Source organism: Kitasatospora sp. NPDC004615, assembly GCF_042873545.1.
Taxonomy (GTDB): domain Bacteria; phylum Actinomycetota; class Actinomycetes; order Streptomycetales; family Streptomycetaceae; genus Kitasatospora.
Genome location: NZ_JBIALQ010000001.1, coordinates 320,832 through 337,344, shown reverse-complemented (window position 1 = coordinate 337,344; position 16,513 = coordinate 320,832). Strand labels below are relative to the sequence as shown.

The following is a 16,513-nucleotide window of genomic DNA, read 5'->3' as shown; positions in this document are numbered from 1 at the left end:
CTCGTGGTGCGGGACTCGTGGTGCGGGGCTCGCGGTGATTCGTGGTGCGGGGCTCGCGGTGATTCGTGGTGCGGGGCTCGCGGTGATTCGTGGTGCGGGGCTCGCGGTGATTCGTGGTGATTCGTGGTGCGGGGGCGTCGGCGGGCGTGAACGACGTGGGGGGTGTCAGGGGGCGAGCAGGACGGCGGTGGCGCGGTCGGGCGGGCCCTGCGCGGCGGTGATCAGCAGGACCTGCTCGGCATCCCCGTCCTCGATCAACAGGCGGGCCCGGTCGTGGAGTTCGGACTCGGTGTCGAAGCCGGGGCCGAGCGCGACGACCGGGCCGTCGAGCTGCCAGCGGGCGGAGAGATGGCCGAGGACGGCGTTCGGGTTGGACTGGAAGAACAGCAGGGGTGCGACGCGCCGGCCAGTGGTGGTGGCTCGGTCGAGGGCGTCCGCCGTGCCGGTGTCGCCGGTCGGGCTGGCCAGCAGCAGGGCGGTGCGGGGTGCGCCGAGGGCGGGTGGCGGCCCGTAGTGGCGGCGCAGACAGCGTTCGGCGGTCTCGGCCACCAGCGGATTGAAGCTGGACTCCACGAACCCCGCGATGGACGGGAGTTGGTCGTCCGGACGCTCGGGCCAGGCAGCGGACGCGAGCACCCGCAGCGGGCCGGTCAACTCCCTCGTCGCGAGCCGCGGAGTGTCGTCGGAGGTGGTGATCACGCGGCGGCCACCAGGAGTGCGGTGTTCGCGCCGCCGAACGCGGAGTTCAGGGTGAGGGCCAGGCCGGGGGCGGCCGGGCGGGGGCGGTCGAGGACCAGGTCGAGCGGGCAGTCCGGGTCCGGGTGCTGCCAGCCGGCGTTGACGGGCAGCAGCCCGGCCTGCAGGACGCCGACGGTGACGGCGAGTTCGAGCAGCGCGGAGGCCTCCAGGGCGTGGCCGTGCACGGACTTGGTGGAGCTGACCGGCGGGGTGCCGGACGGGAACAGGGTGCGCAGCGCGGCGGCCTCGGCCAGGTCGCCGAGCTTCGAGCCCGCCCCGTTGGCGTTGACGTAGCCGATGGCGTCGGGCCGGGCGCCCGCGCGGGCGAGGGCGTCGCGGACCGCCCGGGCCAGGCCGGTGCCGGCCGGGTGCGGCCGACAGACGTGGTGCGCGTCCCCGGTGCGGGCCCAACCGGCGATCCGGGCCAGCGGGTTGCGGCCGCCGCGACGGTGCAGCGACGGCACGGACTCGAGGACCACGGCGACCACCGCGTCGCCGAGCAGCATGCCCTGCCGGCCCAGGCTGAACGGGCGGACGGCGCCGTCCCCGGCGAGCGCCCGGCCGGCGTCGAACACCGCGAAGGTGTCCGGCTCGACCAGGTAGCCCGCGGCGACCAGTACGCGTTCGCGCCGGCCGGAGGCGATCAGCGCGGCGGCGTCGGCGACGGCCGTGGCGGCCGCCACGCACGCGCCGGTGTACACCCTGGGCCGCAGCCCGGTGCGTTCGGCGACCTCCGCGGCGACCGGTCCGGCCCGCCGGTCGCCGTGCAGGGCGAGCAGCAGCTCCTCGGGCGCGCCGGAGGGTGCTCCGGCGGGTGCTCCGGCGGGCGCGCCGTCGGGTCGGTCGGGCAGTGCGCCCGCCTCGGCGAGCACCGACACCAACTGGTCGGCCAGCCGGGCCGGTTCGGGTGCGACGGCGGCCCGGTCGGTGCGGTGTCCGGCGGTGCTGAAGCGGTCCACCGGGACGAACGTCGGCCGTCCGGCCAGCACCCCGTCCAGCAACGCCGCGAGCCCCGGGCCGAAGGCCGAGCGGACACCGATGCCGCCGACCAGGACGGTGCGCCGCGGCGGACCGTTCCGGATCGCGCTCCCGTTCATGCGTCGAGCTGCGGATCGAGTGGCGATTCGGGCTGTGACTTGAGCTGGGTGCCGAGGGCGGCCACGGCGTCGTCCACTGTGCGGATGGCGTCCAAGCTGTGGTCGTCCAGGTCGAGTTGGATGCCGTAGGTCTGCTCGACCTCGGCGATCAGCCAGGTCAGTTCGAGTGAGCCCAGGTGTTCGTCGACCTGCTCGGGGGCGCGGTCGCCGTAGCGGGCGAGCATGGCGATCGCCTCGGAGCGTCCGAAGCGGACCTCGGATTGGGTGTTCATCAGGCCGTGCCCACCGTGGAGTTGGCGATCCGGGCGGCGACCTCGGTGCTGAACTCGTCGATGGTCATCAGCGCGGTGGACTCCATGTCGTCGAGCTCGAAGCGGATGCCGAACTCCTCCTCGACCTGCACCGCCAGGTCGGCCAGTGCGAGGGACTCCAGGTCGAGGCCGGCGGGGCCGAGGTCGGTTTCCGAAGTGACTTGCGAGACGTCGTAGTTCATCGCCGCCAGCGTGGTGAGGACGAACGAGCGGATCTGTTCCTGCATGGACTTGCTCACTCCAGCGCGTCGGGGTGTAGGGGGTGTTGGGGCGGTGTGGTGCGGGCAGGGCGCACCGACGGACGGGCGGACGGTGTCTGGAGCCGTCCACCCGGCCGGGCGCACTGCGCGCGGAAGGGGGGAGTGCGATCAGCGGGTGGCGTCGACCTGTCGGCGCAGGGCGGCGACGTCCCGCAGCAGCTTCCCGGTGGCGGTCCGGGGGAGCTGCGGCATCAGGTGCAGGCGGCGGGGCAGTTTGTAGCCCGCCAGTTCCCGGCCGAGCAGTTCGCGCAACTGCTCGGCCGCGCCGTCCCGTTCGGACGGTGCGGGGGAGGTGCCGTCGGCGGTCGCGGCGTAGGCCTCGATCGCGCCGTCGGCGAACACCACCACGGCCTCGACCACGCCGGGAAGCCCGGTCAGCGTCTGCTCGACCTCGTTCAGGTCGACCTTGAGGCCGCCGATGGAAATCTGTGAGTCGCGCCGCCCCAGTACCGTCACCCGGCCGGTGTCGGCGTCGAGCAGCGCGGCGTCCCGGGTGTGCAGCAGGCCGTCCGACCAGCGGGTCGGGTCGGTCGGGCCCAGGTACGGGGAGTGCGGGCGGCTGATGTGCAACTCGCCCGCCTCCAACGACAGTTGGAGGCCGTGAACGACTTGCAGGGCCGGATGGTGGCGGCCCGACAGGTCGGTGGCGATGACCCCGGTCTCGGTCATCCCGTACATGGTGCCCAGCGGCACACCGTAGCGCTCACGGAACGCGGCGGGAAGCCCGGGGCGGATCAGTTCGCCGGCCACGATCATCCGCCGCAGCTGCGGGAGTTGGGGCGGCGCGGCCACCGCGGCCAGCAGCTCGGCGTGGAACGGCACTCCGATCACGGTGGTCGGGGCGGTGCCGTCGGTGATCGCGGTGAGGATGCCCGCGGGGGTCATCCGCTGCGGCACCACCAGCTCCACGCCCGCGTGCAGGGCGTGCAGCAGCCCGCCGACCAGGCCGAGTACGTGCACCGTGGAGGACAGCAGCACGGTGCGCTCGCCCCGGGTCGGGAACTCGGTCAGCCGTGCGTAGCAGTCGAGTTCGCGCAGCAGGTCGCCCGCCGTCCGGCCGATCACCTTGGACGGGCCGGTCGAGCCCGAACTGAGCTGCACCAGCACGTGGTCGCCGAGTGCGAGCGGCCCGGCGGCCCCTGGGTCGTTCGCGGGCGGCCGGTCCTGCGAGGCGTCCGGTGGCGGCCTGAACTGCGGCCGCCCGCCGGCGAGTTCGACCAGCACCCGGGGGCGCAGCCGGTCCGCCGCGCGGTCCACCTCGACGGCGGTCAGGCGGTGGTCGAGCAGAACGGCCCGCGCGCCGGCCCGCCAGGCGGCCAGCAGTACTGCGACGAACTCCGCCGACGGCGGCATGCGCAGAGCAACCGTTCCGTGTTCGCCGAGACCGGCCGCGGCCAACTGCCGCTGCCGCTCGGCCACCAGGGCCCGCAGCGTCCCTCTGCTCACCGGAGCGCCGAAGCGCAGGCACGGTTCGCCGTCCGGTCCGGCGAGTAATTGTTCGTCCACCCAGTCCGCGGCAACCGTGCGGCCGTGCACCGGGGTTGGGATCAGCGTCAACGCAACTCCACGCGCTCGGATGGGAAGCATGGGTCGGAAGTTGTGATGCTTCAGTGTGGATCCCCCGTCGGTGCCGACCTTTGCACGGGAGCACATCGAGGGTCAAGGTCTATACCAGTGGCGGTCGGACCCCTACGCTGTCCCTCGTTTTCGCACGGGGTGACGGATCATCAGGAGGTTCGGAGACGATGGTTCCGCGATCTCTGGCGGAGCGCGGCGCGCCAGCTTCGACAGCTGGCGTCGCCACGTCCTGTGCGCGTCACTCTCCTTATATATAGGGGAGCGTGACAAGACACCGACAATCGGCCGCTGCCGGACCCCCGATCAAGCGTGAAAGGACCCCGTGGCCACCACCGCAGAACCCGAGCCCGCCCGACCCGAGGCCGCCCGATCCGAGCCCGCCCGACCCGAGGCCGCCCGGTCCGAGGCCGCCCGATCCGGGCCCGCCCGATCCGAAACCGCCCACCCCCTGTTCGCGGACTGGGACTGGGAAGACCCCGCAGGGCTCGAAGCCCGCACCGACGCGTTCACCGAGAACCTCGCCCGGTGCAGCACGATCGAGGTCATCCGTCCCGAAATGCCGTACACACACCAGGACTTCCAGGAGCTCGGGGTCACCGGCATCGAGTTCGCCGCGTTCCGCACCCGGCACCCGCACGGCCTCGGCACCGATCTCGTCGGCCTGCACACCGACAGCGAGGCCACCCGTCCCGGACCGGTCTACCGGATCGACGGCGCCGCGCTGTTCACCCAGCTCGACATCAGCCGACCGCTTCCGATCGCCGACCACAGCGTGGACTGGGTGTACGCCGAGCACCTGATCGAACACGTCCCGCTCGGCACCGCCGTGCACTGGCTCGCCGAAGTCCGCCGCATCCTGCGGCCCGGCGGCCTGCTCCGCCTCACCACCCCCGACCTGGCGCGCTACATCGACGGATACCTCGACGGGCAGGAGCAGTTCTTCCGCCGCCACCGCCGCCGTCTGCGCACCATGCGGGTGGGCCCGCCGATGCCGGAGCGCCGCGCCTTCATGCTGAACCAGATCTTCTACCATTTCGGGCATCGGTGGATCTACGACGAGGCCGAACTCCGGCACGTCCTCGACCGCGCCGGCTACCACGAATTCGCCATCCAGCGACGGGAGTTCCAGCTCGGCGCACGCCCTGACGTGGCCGATCTCGACACGGCCTTCCGCAAGGACGAGTCGATCTACCTGGAGGCCGTTGCCCCCGGAGGACCGCACTGATGCCATTGCACCCGCAGGCCGAAGCCTGGCGTGCCCGCCGGGCCGCCGCCGGCACCCCGCCGCTGTACACCCGCACCCTGGACGAGGCCCGCGCCGCCGACCTCGCCGACCTGCGGGCAGCCACTGGCACCGGTGAACCCGTCGCCGCCGTCGAGGAGTTCACCATCGACGGCCCGGGCGGCCCGCTCACGCTGCGGCACTACCACCCGGAGCGCGCAGCCGCCGATACCGACCGCCCCGGCCCCGCGCTGCTGTACCTGTACGGCGGCGGCTGGGCGCTCGGCTCACTGGAGACCGGCGACCCGATCTGCCGCTCGCTCGCCAACGCCACCCGCGCCGACGTCCTCGCCGTCGGCTACCGGCACGCCCCCGAACACCGCTTCCCCGCCGCCGTCCACGACTGCTGGGCCGCACTCGACTGGCTTTCCCGCCACGCGCCCCGGCTCGGCCTCGACCCGGCCCGGATCGCCGTCGGCGGCGACAGCGCCGGCGGCAACCTCGCCGCCGCCCTCACCCTGCTCGCCCGCGAACGCGGCGGACCGGCCATCGTCCACCAACTGCTGATCTACCCCAACACCGACCACCGCGTCCCGCCGGCGACCCTCGACGGTGAGGACCCGGCGCTGTTCAACCGCCGCTCGGTGGCCTGGTACTGGTCGTACTACCTCGCCGACCCGGCCGACGCGCGAAACCCCCTCGCCAGCCCACTGCGCGCACCCGACCACCGCGGTCTGCCGCCCGCCACCGTGATCACCGCCGAGTACGACCCGCTGCGCGAGGAGGGCGAGGAATACGCCGCCGCCCTGCGCGCCGCCGGCGTCCCCGTCACGCTCCGCCGCTATCCCGGCATGCCGCACGGATTCTTCGCCATGCCCGGCGTCCTGGACGACGGCCGAGCGGCTCAACTCTTCGCCACGGAAGAGCTGTTGGCGGCGTACGGGGCGCCGGTGGAGGCCGGCCGGTGAGCGGCGTGCTGCGGCTGGCCGACCTGCACGGCTCGCTGTCGGACCCGCTGCTGGACGCGATGACCTTCCTCAACGAAGTCACCGGACGCTACCCCGAGGCGATCTCGTTCGCGCCGGGACGCCCGCACGAGGAGTTCTTCGACCCGGCCGACATCCCGGTCCATCTGGCCACCTACCTGCGGCACTTGCGCGAGGAGCGGGGGCTGTCGGAGAACCAGGTCCGGCAGGAGGTGTTCCAGTACGGGCGGACCAAGGGCCTGATCGCGCCGCTGATCGCCCGGGCGCTGGAGTCCGACGAAGGCATCGCGGCCGACCCCGAGGCGCTGATGGTCACCGTCGGCGCGCAGGAGGGCATGCTGCTGGTGCTGCGGGCCCTGTGCGCGGGGCCGGACGACGTGCTGCTGGTCTCCTCGCCGTGCTACGTCGGCGTGACGGGTGCGGCCCGCCTGCTCGACCTGACCGTCCGCCCGGTGCCCGAGGCAGGCCCCGACGGCGGCCTCGATCCGGAGGCGCTGGCCGCCGCCGTCGACGAACTGCGCGCCGCCGGGAAACGCCCGCGGGCCTGCTACGTCGTCCCCGACTTCGCCAACCCGAGCGGCGCGAGCCTGGACGAGGCGGCCCGCCGGCGGCTGCTGGACGTCGCCGAGTCCACGGGCGTGCTGCTGATCGAGGACAACCCGTACGGCTTCTTCGGCCGCAACGGGCCCGTCCGGCCGACGTTGAAGGCACTGGACCGCGACCGGCGCAACGTGATCTACCTCGGCTCGTTCGCCAAGACCTGCTTCCCCGGCGCCCGGGTCGGCTACGTGCTCGCCGACCAGCAGGTGGCCGGACCGGACGGCCGACTCGGCCTGCTCGCCGACGAACTCGCCAAGCTGAAGAGCATGACCACCGTCAACACCTCGGCACTCAGCCAGGCCGTGATCGGCGGCATGCTACTGGCCGGCGGGCTGCGCCTGCGGGAGGTCAACGAGCCCGCCCGGCAGTTCTACGCCCGGAACATGGACACCCTGCTGAGGGAACTGGAAAACGCTTTCCGGTTGGCTCCGGGAGTCTCCTGGAACAGTCCGGAGGGCGGCTTCTTCGCGGTCGTCACCGTCCCGTTCCGGGCCGACGCCAGGGCGCTGGACGCCTGCGCCCGCGCGCACGGCGTGCTGTGGACGCCGATGGACGGCTTCCACCCCGGCGGGGGCGGCGAGCACCAGTTGCGGCTGTCCTGCTCGTACCTGACACCGGAGCAGGTCGTGGAGGGCGTCCGGCGGCTGGCCCGGTTCGTGACGGAACGGGCGGTGCAGGGGAGTTGACGCGGCAGCGGCGTGCGGGGCCCGGCGTGTGCTGCCGGTCCCCGCTTCGTGGTGAGCCGCGTTTCGTGGTGGGCCGCGCTTCATGCCGGTCCCCGCTTCGTGCTGGGCCGCGCTTCGTGGCGGGCCCTTCTCAGCGGATCCGGCGGGCGAACAGCCGGGCCGCCCAGGCCACCGCGAGGACCGTCATCAGGCCGGTCAGCAGCAGGCCGCGCCACACCTCGGGTGCGTCCAGGTGGCCGGCGAACAGGGCGCGCATGCCCTCGACGCCCCAGTAGCAGGGGTTCCAGGACGCGGCGGTGCGCAGCCAGGCCGGGGCGAGTGCGATCGGGAGGAGGGTGCCGGAGAGCAGCGCCAGCGGCTGGGCGATGGTGTTGACGACGGGGCCGAGGGCGGCGTCGGTGGGCACCAGCAGGGCCAGGCCGTAGGAGACCGAGGACGCCATCAGGGCCATCAGCGCGAGCAGCGCCATGGCGAGCAGTAGATCGGTGAAGCCGACGGTCAGCCCGAACGGGATGGCCAGTACGGCGATCAGCAGGGACTGGACGAGCAGCGCGGTGGTCTCCCGCAGGGCGCGGCCGAGCAGCAGCGCGACCCGGCTGACGGGCGTGACCCGGGAGCGTTCGATGACGCCGGCGTGCAGTTCGCCGAGCAGCGTGAACCCGGTGAACAGGCCGCCCATCACGGCCAGCGCGGACAGCAGGCCGGGTACGTAGATCCGGTAGGCGTCGGCGGTGCTGTGCGCGCCGGAGGCGGCCAGTGCGGAGGTCAGCAGCGGGGCGAACAGTAGGAGGTAGCACAGCGGTTGGAGCAGTCCGACGGCCAGCCACGCGGGCGAGCGGGCCATCAGGAGGAGTTGGCGCTGGTAGACCAGCCAGGTGTCGCGGGCGAGTTTCACGGGGACCTCGTGGGGGCGGCAGACGGGAAGTGACGGATCGTCAGTTGTGGACCAGCGGGCGCCCGGTGAGGGCGAGGAACACGTCGTCCAGGCTGGGGCGTTGCAGCTGGACGTTGTCCGGCTCCAGGCCGGCCGCGGCGAGTGCGCGCAGCAGCTGCGGGATCGCGGTGGCGGCGGAGTCCACGTGCAGGCGCAGTCCGTCCTGCTCGGGCAGGGCCTCCAGGCGCTGGACGCACGGGAGTTCGTTGAGGGCGTGGGTGGCGCGGGCGGTGTCCTCGGCGGCGGGCAGGCCGATGGTGACGGCGTCGCCGGAGATCTGCTGCTTGAGCTGCTCGGGGGTGCCCTCGGTGACGATGCCGCCGTGGTCGACGATGCCGATCCGGTCGCACAGGGCGTCGGCCTCGTCCAGGTAGTGGGTGGTGATCAGCACCGTCATGCCCTGTTCGCGCAGGCGGCGGACCTCCGTCCAGACCTGGGCGCGGCTGCGCGGGTCGAGTCCGACGGTGGGTTCGTCGAGGAACAGCACCTTGGGGCGGTGGACCACGCCGAGGGCGAGGTCGAGGCGGCGGCGCTGGCCGCCGGAGTACGTCTTGCAGGCGCGGTCGCCGAACTCGGTGAGGTCGAAGGCCGCCAGGCCCTGTTCCGCGCGTTGCAGCGCCTCGGCCTTGCGGATGCCGTACATCCGGGCCTGGAGGACGAGTTCCTCGCGTGCGGTGGCGTGGTCGGTGGTGCCGCCGCCCTGGGCGACGTAGCCGATCCGGCGGCGGACCTCGCCCGGATCGGTGCGCAGGTCGGCGCCGGCCACGGTGGCCGCGCCGCCGTCGGGCGCCAGCAGGGTGGCGAGCATGCGCAGCGTGGTGGTCTTGCCTGCGCCGTTCGGGCCGAGGAGGCCGTAGATCTCGCCCTCTGCGACGTTGAGGTCGAGGCCGCGCACCGCGTCGACGGTGGCGGCGCCGCGGCGGGGCCGGAAGGACTTGCGCAGCCCCTTGGTCACGATCAACCCGGACTCCTGTGCTCGGTCGGTGGGTTCGGATGCGGTTGCGCTGAGGGGGAGAGGGTGGGGCGGCTGATGCCGGAGCAGACCCTAGGGCCCGACCCCACCCGCCGACAATGGTCTGGACCAGGCGGACGGCGCGGACTCAACGCGGTGCGCGCACGAACCGCTCCAGCCGGTCGACGGCGGCCACCGAGCCGCCGCCGGAGGCCAGTTGACGTCCCAGGCGCTGTGCGGCGGCCCGGAGCCCCGGGTCGTCGAGGACGGCTCGCAGCGCCGCGCGCAGCTGCTCGGAGGCGGCGGTGGCGAAGTCGACCCGGACGGCCGCGCCGAGTGCCGCCAGCCGGTCGGCCGTCACCGGCTGGTCGTGGCGGATCGGGGCGACCACCAACGGCCGTCCGTGGACCAGGGATTCGGCCACGGTGTTCATCCCGCCGTGGCACAGTACGGCGTCCACCGCCCCGCGCTCAAGCAGTTCCAGCACCGGGACCCGCTCGCACGCCACCGCGTCCGGCGGCAGCGGGGCGTCCCCCGGGGCCGCCACCACGGCCTGTACGTCCGGGAGTTCGGCGAGCGCGGCGGCCGTCCGGTGCAGGAAGTCGCCCGCGACCTCGGCCGACAGCGTGCCCATGGTGACCAGCACCCGGCGGCGCCCGGGCTCCAACCGCTCCCAGGGGAACGGGAGTTCGGGGCGTGCCGCGAGCAGCGGCCCCACCAGGGCGTATCCGGCCGGAACTCGGTCGAGTCCGGCGAGTTCCCGGCAGGTCGGGGCGATCAGCAGGCTGGAGGAGAAACGCGGGTCGGTGAACTCGTCGGCGGGCAGGCCGGCCCGCTCCCACAGGCCGCGCAGCACCCCGTCCCGCCAGGACGTCAACTCACCTTCGCCGCCCAGCGGATCGCCGATCTCCAGCGAGGACGGCGCGAACGTCGCCCACCGCACACCCGCGCCGTGGGCGGCCAACGCGCCCGCCGGGCTGTGCTGATCGACCAGCACCACGTCCGGCCGCCACTCCCGCACGGCCCGGCGCACCGCGCCCAGGGTGAACCTGGTGTGCGGCACCACGAACCCGTCCCAGAGCGAACGCACCGCCGCCGCCCCGCCCACCGCCTGCTCCCGGAACAGCCGGCCGCCCGTGGGATGCACCAGCGCGTCCGGACCGAGCACCGGGCGCAGCGCCGACTCCGGCCCCACCCAGGAGACTTGGTGTCCGCGGCCGGCCCACTCCAGGGCCAGCGCCCGGGCCGGCAGCAGGTGTCCGGCGAGCGGGGGGACCACGATCAGCAGGCGCAGCGGGGAATCGACGGGGGGCATGGTGGAGTCCTTCCGGGAGGAGCGGGGGAGGTTCAACGGCGCGGCAGAGGTCGCGACTTGCCGGGCCGATGGAGAAATTCGCACGCGTCGTGTGCAAACGACGGGGAACTGGTACAGACCACAAGGGGGAGTCGGGAAGGAAGCGCCGGAGATCCCTTGTGCGGGCCGGTGAGGCGTGGGAATACTAGCCCGCGTGACCGCTCTGGAAGCAGTCGCCGTCCACCTTCCGCCCGTCGCCGAACCGATCGAACTGGTCGGGGAACGCCTCGGACTGACGGACCGTCAGATCAGGCTCTTCCGCCGGTTCCACGGCCTCGACCAGGTCAGGGTGGACCACGACGGAGGCCTGTCCGACCTGCTCACCGCCGCAGCGAAGGCCCTGGCCCCGCTGCCCGGCAACGAACACCGCGTGAAGTACGTGCTGCACGCGCGCAGCCTGCCGATCGCGGCGCCCTACCCGCACAACCCGCTGCACGACGTGCTCGGCCGTCTGGGGCTGAGCCACGCCCGTGCCTTCACCATCACCCACCACGCCTGCGCCGGCTCGCTGTTGGCGCTCGACGTGGCCGGTCGGCTGCTGGCGGCAGACCCCGACCCCGAGGCGCTGGCGTTGATCCTGGCGGGCGAGAAGACCTTCACCCGGGATGCCCGCACCGTCCCGGACACCGCCCTCTTCGGCGAAGGGGCAGCGGCAGCCCTGGTACGGGCCGAAGGTGAACACGACCGGGTGCTGTCCTACGCGGTCGACCAGCGCGGCGAGTTCGACGGGCGACTCGCCGACGATCCGGACCTGATGCAGCGCTACCAGCGCAGCTACCCGGAGCTGATGATCGCGGTGATGGAAGCCGCGCTGAACGAAGCCGGCGAGAGCTGGGAGTCGATTCGGCTGCTGCTGCCGCACAACGTCAACCAGATCTCCTGGAAACGGATCTGCCGCCAGATCGGGTACCCGCCCGAACAGGTGGTGCTGGACAACGTCCCGGCGGTGGGGCACAGCTTCGCCGCCGACATCCTGCTCAACCACCACACCGCCACCGGCCGCGGCCTGCTCCGCCGCGGCGACCGCTACCTGGTCGCCGCGTCCGGACTCGGCGCGACCTTCGCCGCCATGGTGCTCCAGCACTGAGGCGCCGCGCATTCCGGGCTCCCCGGCTCGGCGCGGCCGAGCGAAGGCGACGCGCCGATGGCGGCCGTGTGAGCGCCGCACCCGGCCCGCACATCCGGGCCCCGCCGACAGGGAATCGCCATGACCGACCCCGCCACCGACCGACCCGCCGCCCCCTCGGAGCCGGCCGACCACGCCATCGACCGACCCGCCGCTCCCTCGGACCCGGCCGACCACGCCATCGACCCCGAGCTGCGCAGCCGCGCACTCGACGGGATCATCCAGCTGCTGCCCCGCGTCCTCAAGCACGAACTGCCCGAAGTCACCGAGAACGCCTGCCTGTTCGACGAGGTCGGACTGACCTCGGCCGCCACCTTGGAACTCATCCTGGAACTCGAGGACCACCTCGACGTGCAGATCGACGTCGAAGGCATCGACCAGGACGACCTCCGCTCGGTCGGCACCCTGGCCGGCTTCGTTGCCGGACACGTCATCGCCGAGGACTGAACGTGCGCGTCCGCGGACCGCTCCCCGCCACCACCCTGCCGCGCACCGCCTCCCCGCTGCGCCTGACCACCGCCCACTCCTTCGACCTGGCCGGCCACTCCCCACTCGCCACCGATCCCGACCTGCGCACCTTCACCGCCGACCTGGCCCGCCCCTACGGCGTGGCACTCGACGAGGGCGCGCTGACCGGGGCCCGCGGCCAGTCCTACCTCGCACTCGGTGAACTCGCCGTACGCGAACTCGTGGACGCGGCCCGGCCGGTCGATCTGCTGGTGCTGGTGTACGCCACACCCGACGTCCGACCCGGGCAGTCGGTGGCGATCCAGCTCGCCGGAGCGTGCCCCGGCGAACCCCTCTCCTTCGCCGTCTGCGACGAGGGCGCCGGCGGCACGTTCAGCGCGCTCGCCATCGCCGACGCCTACGCCCGCACCGGCGGCGCGCGCCGCGCACTGCTGATCACCGTCGAACAGGCCGACCTGCACCACCGGCCGCACCGGCCGGCCCGGTTGCCGGATCGGCACTCCGCTTCGGCACTGCTCTGGGAGGCCGACGGTGGCGGGCGTCCGCTTCAACTACTGCTCAGTGAAGCCGATGTGATGAGGCATCAGAGCGCAGTTGGGGTAGCCGAGTTGTGCGGCGGACTGCCGGAGCGTTCGCTGCTCGTGCTCGGCCCGGGCCTCGCCGAGGTCTCGGCCCCCGGCGGCGTGGAGGCCCGGCGGGCCCGCCCTGGCAACCCGTACACCGGCGGCTGGGCCGCGCTCGGCGACGCACTGGCCGACCCGCAGCTCGCGGGCCGCCCGCTCGCGCTCGCGGACCGGGAGCCCGAGACCGGCCGGCTCGACCTGGCCTGCTGGGCGCCCGAGGAGGCCGCCTGATGGTCGAGGTCTGGTTGATCGCCACCGACACCACTCCCGAACGGGCCCGCGCCCTGCTGGAGTTGCTCGACCCGGACGAACGCGACCGCGCCGCCCGCACCCCCGACGGCCCGCACCGCCACCGCTGGATCGCCGCGCACGCCGCCGCCCGCCGGCTGACCGCCGCGGCCGCGGGCGTTCCGCCGGAGCGTGTCCGGTGGCGGCGTGGCCCACACGGGCGGCCCGAACCCATGGGCCTGGAAAAGGAGTTGAGCGTCAACCTGAGTACTGCCGGCCCATGGGCGCTGTTCGCCGTCCAGCAACGTGCCGACGGAGACGGCGAGATCGGCGCGGACCTGGAACCCGTCCCGGCCGAGCAGGCCGCCGCCCGACTCGCCCGGCGCTACTACCCGCCGTCCGAAACCGGCGGCGGGGCCGCCGAGTTCGCCCTCCGCTGGACCCGCAAGGAGGCGTACACCAAGGCCTACGGCGGACGCCTCGCCGACGGCTTGCGCACCTGGGCCGGGCCGACCGGCGACCCCGGTCCGTACCGGATCGACGGCCCGCTCGGGCCCTGCGCCGTCCACGACCTGCCCGCACCGTCCGGCTATCGGGCCGCCGTCGCCCGCACCGGCAGCCGGCTGCTCCGGCCGACGCTGCTGAGCTACCCGCCGGACCTGGCCGAGGAGTTCGCCGCCCTCGACACGCCCACCCCCGCCCCCGGAGGCAGACCATGACCCGCCACCCAGACGACGCCACCCCGCTGCCGACCGCCGCCCCCGGCGTCCAACTCCAGCCCGCCGCCTACGAGAAGCTGCTCGCCGCTCTGCGCGAGTCGATCGCCCGGCTCGCCGACGACGAACCGTTCGAGCGCTTGGTCGTCCCGCCCGTGATCTCCCGCGCCACCATCGAACGGGCCGGCTACGTCGCCTCCTTCCCGCACCTGCTCGGCACCGTGCACAGCTACACCGGCAGCGCCGCCGACTGGCGGCAACTCGCCCCGCTGATCGCCGAGTCCGGCCCCTGGCACGCGCAGCAGACGGTGTCCGACCTGGTCCTGCTGCCCGCCGCGTGCTACCCCGTGTACGACACCCTCGCTGGTCAGGACCTCCAGCTCCCCGCCCGGTTCAGCGTCGAGGCGCAGTGCTTCCGGCAGGAGGCCACCGCCGAACCCGGCCGCCTGCGCACCTTCCGGATGGCCGAGCTCGTCACGGCAGGCACCCCCGCGCACTGTCTCGACTGGCGCGAGCGCTGGCTGGAGCGGGTCGCCGCCTGGCTGGAGACGCTCGGGCTCAAGCCGTTGATCGAGCTGGCCGACGACCCGTTCTTCGGCGGCGGCCGCCGCCTCTACCAGGCTGCTCAGCGCGCCCAGGAGTTGAAGTTCGAGCTGCGCGTGCCCGTCGCCGACGCACTGGTGCAGGCGATCGCCTCCGCCAACATCCACAAGGACCACTTCGGCGAAGCCTTCGCGTTCACCGCCGACGGCGCGCCCGGCCACACCGCCTGCACCGCCTTCGGCCTCGACCGGATCGCCCTGGCTCTGCTGCACGCCCACGGCCCCCGGCCCGTCGACTGGCCCGAGGCCATCAGAACCGCCCTGAACGGAGACTGAGCACGTGTCCCAACAGCAAGACGTCGTGGTGGAGTTCAGTGTCGAGGCCGCAGAGGCGGAGGGCCCGCTCACCCTCGGCCAGGACAACATGATCCGCTGCCTGCGCCACGACGAACCCTCGCACATGAACAAGCAGGCCACCTGGACCGTCCCCGCCGGCGCCGACCTGCCGACCTGCGCGCGCGCCTTGCAGATCCTCGCCGAACGCCACGCCGCCCTGCGCACCGTCTTCCCCGGCCCCGCCGACCGCCAGCCCGAACGCCAACGCGTCCGATCCGCAGGCGAGTTCATCGTGCACGTCATTGCTCTGGGCGACGACGAGGACCCGGCCGAGCGTGCCGAACGGTTCTGCTGGGACGGTCGCCGTCAGGCCTTCGACCTGGCGGAAGACTTCCCGTTGCGGTGCGCTCTGCTCACCCGGCACGGCGTCCCCGTGCTGCTCGCGGTGGTCATCTGCCACGCCCAACTGGACGGCGTCGCCACCGGGTTGCTCTACCAGGAGTGGCTCACGCTGGCCGCCGGTGGCACCCTGCCGGCACCCACCGCGCCCACCCCCGTCGAGGTCGCCGAGCAGGAGAGGTCGAGCTCCGGGCAGCGCCGCACCCGCGCCGCCCTGCGGCACTGGGAGCACATTCTCGCCGACCAGCCGTCCGCCGTGTTCGCCGACGACCGGATCGGCTCCAACGACACCCTGCTGCCCACCCTCGGCGTCCGCTCACCCGCCGGCGCCGCCGCTCTCGCCCGCGCCGCCCAGCGCACCGGCGCCTCCAACTCGGCCGTCCTGCTGGCCTGTTACGCCGCCCTGGCCGCGCACCGCGCCGCCCGCACCACAGTCGTGATGGCCGCGCTCTCCGCCAACCGCCACCGTCCCGGCCTCGCCGAGCACATCGGCACCCTCGCCCAGGACGCCCTGCTCGCCGTCGACACCGACTGCCCCGACCTGGACACCCTGATCGGCCGCACCCAGGCCCAGGCGCTGTCCGGCTACTGGCACGCCACCTTCGACGCCGAACGCATCTGGCAACTCATCGAGGACGTCGCTCACCGCCGCGGCGCCCGGTTCGCCCGCCACGTCGTCGTCAACGACCTCAGCGCCACAGTCCCCGACGCCGTTGCCGCCACCAGACCCGACCCGCCCGCCGACCCCGACCTGGCCTGGTACCCCGCCGAACCCACCCCCACCCGGCTGATGCTCAACATCTGGCGCACCACCGGCTGCCTCGAGTTCACCCTGCACACCCACCCCGACGTCCTCGACCGCGACGAGACCGAACTCTTCGCCCACGCCCTGCTCCGCCTGCTCGACCTGGCCGGCCGCCGCACCGTCCGACTCGGCCCCGACGGTGAACTCGCCGCCCTGACCGGCCTCCCCGTCGGCCGCCGCGACAAGGGCCGCTGGCAGCAGCTCGGCACCAACTGGATCGACCTGGACGCCGTCACCGACCTGTTGCGCGCCGCACTCGATGCCAGGAACGTCGAAGTGGACGTCCAGGAGGGAGAGTTGACGGCGACAGCCGACACCGGCGGGACGGTGCTGACCCCCGGGCAGGCGCACGCCGCCGTGATGGCCGCACTGCCCGGGCACGACACCGCGATGGCACCGCACCGCTATGTCCTCAACGGTGGCAGCGGCAGCGGACGGGACTGACCGCGCACCCGGGTGGAGCAGTCTCCCGGCCACCCGGGCGCGTCGTGCCCGGGCGGCGCGGGACGCCCCGTGAGGATGGGACGCGACACCGTCCCCAACTCACCTCAG

17 protein-coding genes are annotated in these 16,513 nt (G+C 73.4%); 9 read left to right on the top strand and 8 right to left on the bottom strand.

Annotated features, from left to right (window positions below):
* Positions 1-165: 165 nt before the first annotated feature.
* From ACFYS8_RS01565 to ACFYS8_RS01545, 5 genes are all read right to left on the bottom strand, one after another.
* Positions 166-699: a hypothetical protein gene (locus ACFYS8_RS01565; protein ID WP_387634170.1), complete on the bottom strand. Its 534-nt coding sequence runs from the start codon at positions 697-699 to the stop codon at positions 166-168.
* On the bottom strand, positions 696-1,835 hold the full coding sequence (locus ACFYS8_RS01560) for a beta-ketoacyl synthase N-terminal-like domain-containing protein (RefSeq protein WP_387634168.1): 1,140 nt from the start codon (positions 1,833-1,835) through the stop codon (positions 696-698). Before ACFYS8_RS01560 ends, ACFYS8_RS01565 begins: the two co-directional genes overlap by 4 nt.
* Positions 1,832-2,107: an acyl carrier protein gene (locus ACFYS8_RS01555; RefSeq protein ID WP_387634166.1), complete on the bottom strand. Its 276-nt coding sequence runs from the start codon at positions 2,105-2,107 to the stop codon at positions 1,832-1,834. The genes ACFYS8_RS01560 and ACFYS8_RS01555 overlap by 4 nt, the downstream gene beginning before the upstream one ends.
* The gene (locus ACFYS8_RS01550) at positions 2,107-2,373 is read right to left on the bottom strand and encodes an acyl carrier protein (protein WP_387634164.1); all 267 of its coding nucleotides are present in this window, start codon (positions 2,371-2,373) and stop codon (positions 2,107-2,109) included. Before ACFYS8_RS01550 ends, ACFYS8_RS01555 begins: the two co-directional genes overlap by 1 nt.
* A 141-nt stretch (positions 2,374-2,514) precedes the next feature.
* Positions 2,515-3,963, bottom strand: a complete 1,449-nt coding sequence (locus ACFYS8_RS01545; protein WP_387634163.1) for a class I adenylate-forming enzyme family protein — start codon at positions 3,961-3,963, stop codon at positions 2,515-2,517.
* Between the two features lie 343 nt (positions 3,964-4,306).
* Here ACFYS8_RS01545 and ACFYS8_RS01540 point away from each other — a divergent pair, with 343 nt between their 5' ends.
* The 3 genes from ACFYS8_RS01540 to ACFYS8_RS01530 are packed head-to-tail and all read left to right on the top strand — an operon-like array spanning position 4,307 to position 7,478.
* Positions 4,307-5,209 (top strand): methyltransferase domain-containing protein, encoded by a 903-nt coding sequence (locus tag ACFYS8_RS01540; protein WP_387634161.1) that lies wholly within the window; start codon positions 4,307-4,309, stop codon positions 5,207-5,209.
* Positions 5,209-6,174, top strand: coding sequence for an alpha/beta hydrolase (locus tag ACFYS8_RS01535; RefSeq protein ID WP_387634159.1), 966 nt, complete (start codon positions 5,209-5,211; stop codon positions 6,172-6,174). Before ACFYS8_RS01540 ends, ACFYS8_RS01535 begins: the two co-directional genes overlap by 1 nt.
* Entirely contained in the window at positions 6,171-7,478 is a 1,308-nt protein-coding gene (locus ACFYS8_RS01530) for a PLP-dependent aminotransferase family protein (protein WP_387634157.1), read from the top strand. Before ACFYS8_RS01535 ends, ACFYS8_RS01530 begins: the two co-directional genes overlap by 4 nt.
* Before the next feature lie 130 nt (positions 7,479-7,608).
* Here ACFYS8_RS01530 and ACFYS8_RS01525 read toward each other — a convergent pair whose 3' ends face one another.
* The 3 genes from ACFYS8_RS01525 to ACFYS8_RS01515 all read right to left on the bottom strand — a co-directional run bounded on the left by ACFYS8_RS01525 (position 7,609) and on the right by ACFYS8_RS01515 (position 10,679).
* Positions 7,609-8,373: an ABC transporter permease gene (locus tag ACFYS8_RS01525; protein WP_387634155.1), complete on the bottom strand. Its 765-nt coding sequence runs from the start codon at positions 8,371-8,373 to the stop codon at positions 7,609-7,611.
* A 40-nt stretch (positions 8,374-8,413) separates the two neighbouring features.
* A complete protein-coding gene (locus ACFYS8_RS01520) occupies positions 8,414-9,367 on the bottom strand; it encodes an ATP-binding cassette domain-containing protein (protein ID WP_387636784.1) in 954 nt (317 codons plus the stop codon).
* A 145-nt stretch (positions 9,368-9,512) separates the two neighbouring features.
* Positions 9,513-10,679, bottom strand: coding sequence for a glycosyltransferase (locus ACFYS8_RS01515; protein ID WP_387634153.1), 1,167 nt, complete (start codon positions 10,677-10,679; stop codon positions 9,513-9,515).
* A gap of 193 nt (positions 10,680-10,872) precedes the next feature.
* Here ACFYS8_RS01515 and ACFYS8_RS01510 point away from each other — a divergent pair, with 193 nt between their 5' ends.
* The 6 genes from ACFYS8_RS01510 to ACFYS8_RS01485 all read left to right on the top strand — a co-directional run bounded on the left by ACFYS8_RS01510 (position 10,873) and on the right by ACFYS8_RS01485 (position 16,405).
* The gene (locus ACFYS8_RS01510) at positions 10,873-11,805 is read left to right on the top strand and encodes a 3-oxoacyl-[acyl-carrier-protein] synthase III C-terminal domain-containing protein (RefSeq protein ID WP_387634151.1); all 933 of its coding nucleotides are present in this window, start codon (positions 10,873-10,875) and stop codon (positions 11,803-11,805) included.
* A 120-nt stretch (positions 11,806-11,925) separates the two neighbouring features.
* Positions 11,926-12,291, top strand: coding sequence for an acyl carrier protein (locus ACFYS8_RS01505; RefSeq protein ID WP_387634149.1), 366 nt, complete (start codon positions 11,926-11,928; stop codon positions 12,289-12,291).
* A 2-nt stretch (positions 12,292-12,293) separates the two neighbouring features.
* A complete protein-coding gene (locus ACFYS8_RS01500; RefSeq protein WP_387634147.1) occupies positions 12,294-13,166 on the top strand; it encodes a hypothetical protein in 873 nt (290 codons plus the stop codon).
* Positions 13,166-13,882, top strand: a complete 717-nt coding sequence (locus ACFYS8_RS01495; RefSeq protein WP_387634145.1) for a 4'-phosphopantetheinyl transferase family protein — start codon at positions 13,166-13,168, stop codon at positions 13,880-13,882. The genes ACFYS8_RS01500 and ACFYS8_RS01495 overlap by 1 nt, the downstream gene beginning before the upstream one ends.
* Entirely contained in the window at positions 13,879-14,757 is an 879-nt protein-coding gene (locus ACFYS8_RS01490; protein WP_387634144.1) for an aminoacyl--tRNA ligase-related protein, read from the top strand. Before ACFYS8_RS01495 ends, ACFYS8_RS01490 begins: the two co-directional genes overlap by 4 nt.
* Before the next feature lie 4 nt (positions 14,758-14,761).
* Positions 14,762-16,405, top strand: coding sequence for a condensation domain-containing protein (locus ACFYS8_RS01485; protein WP_387634143.1), 1,644 nt, complete (start codon positions 14,762-14,764; stop codon positions 16,403-16,405).
* Positions 16,406-16,513 lie beyond the last annotated feature (108 nt).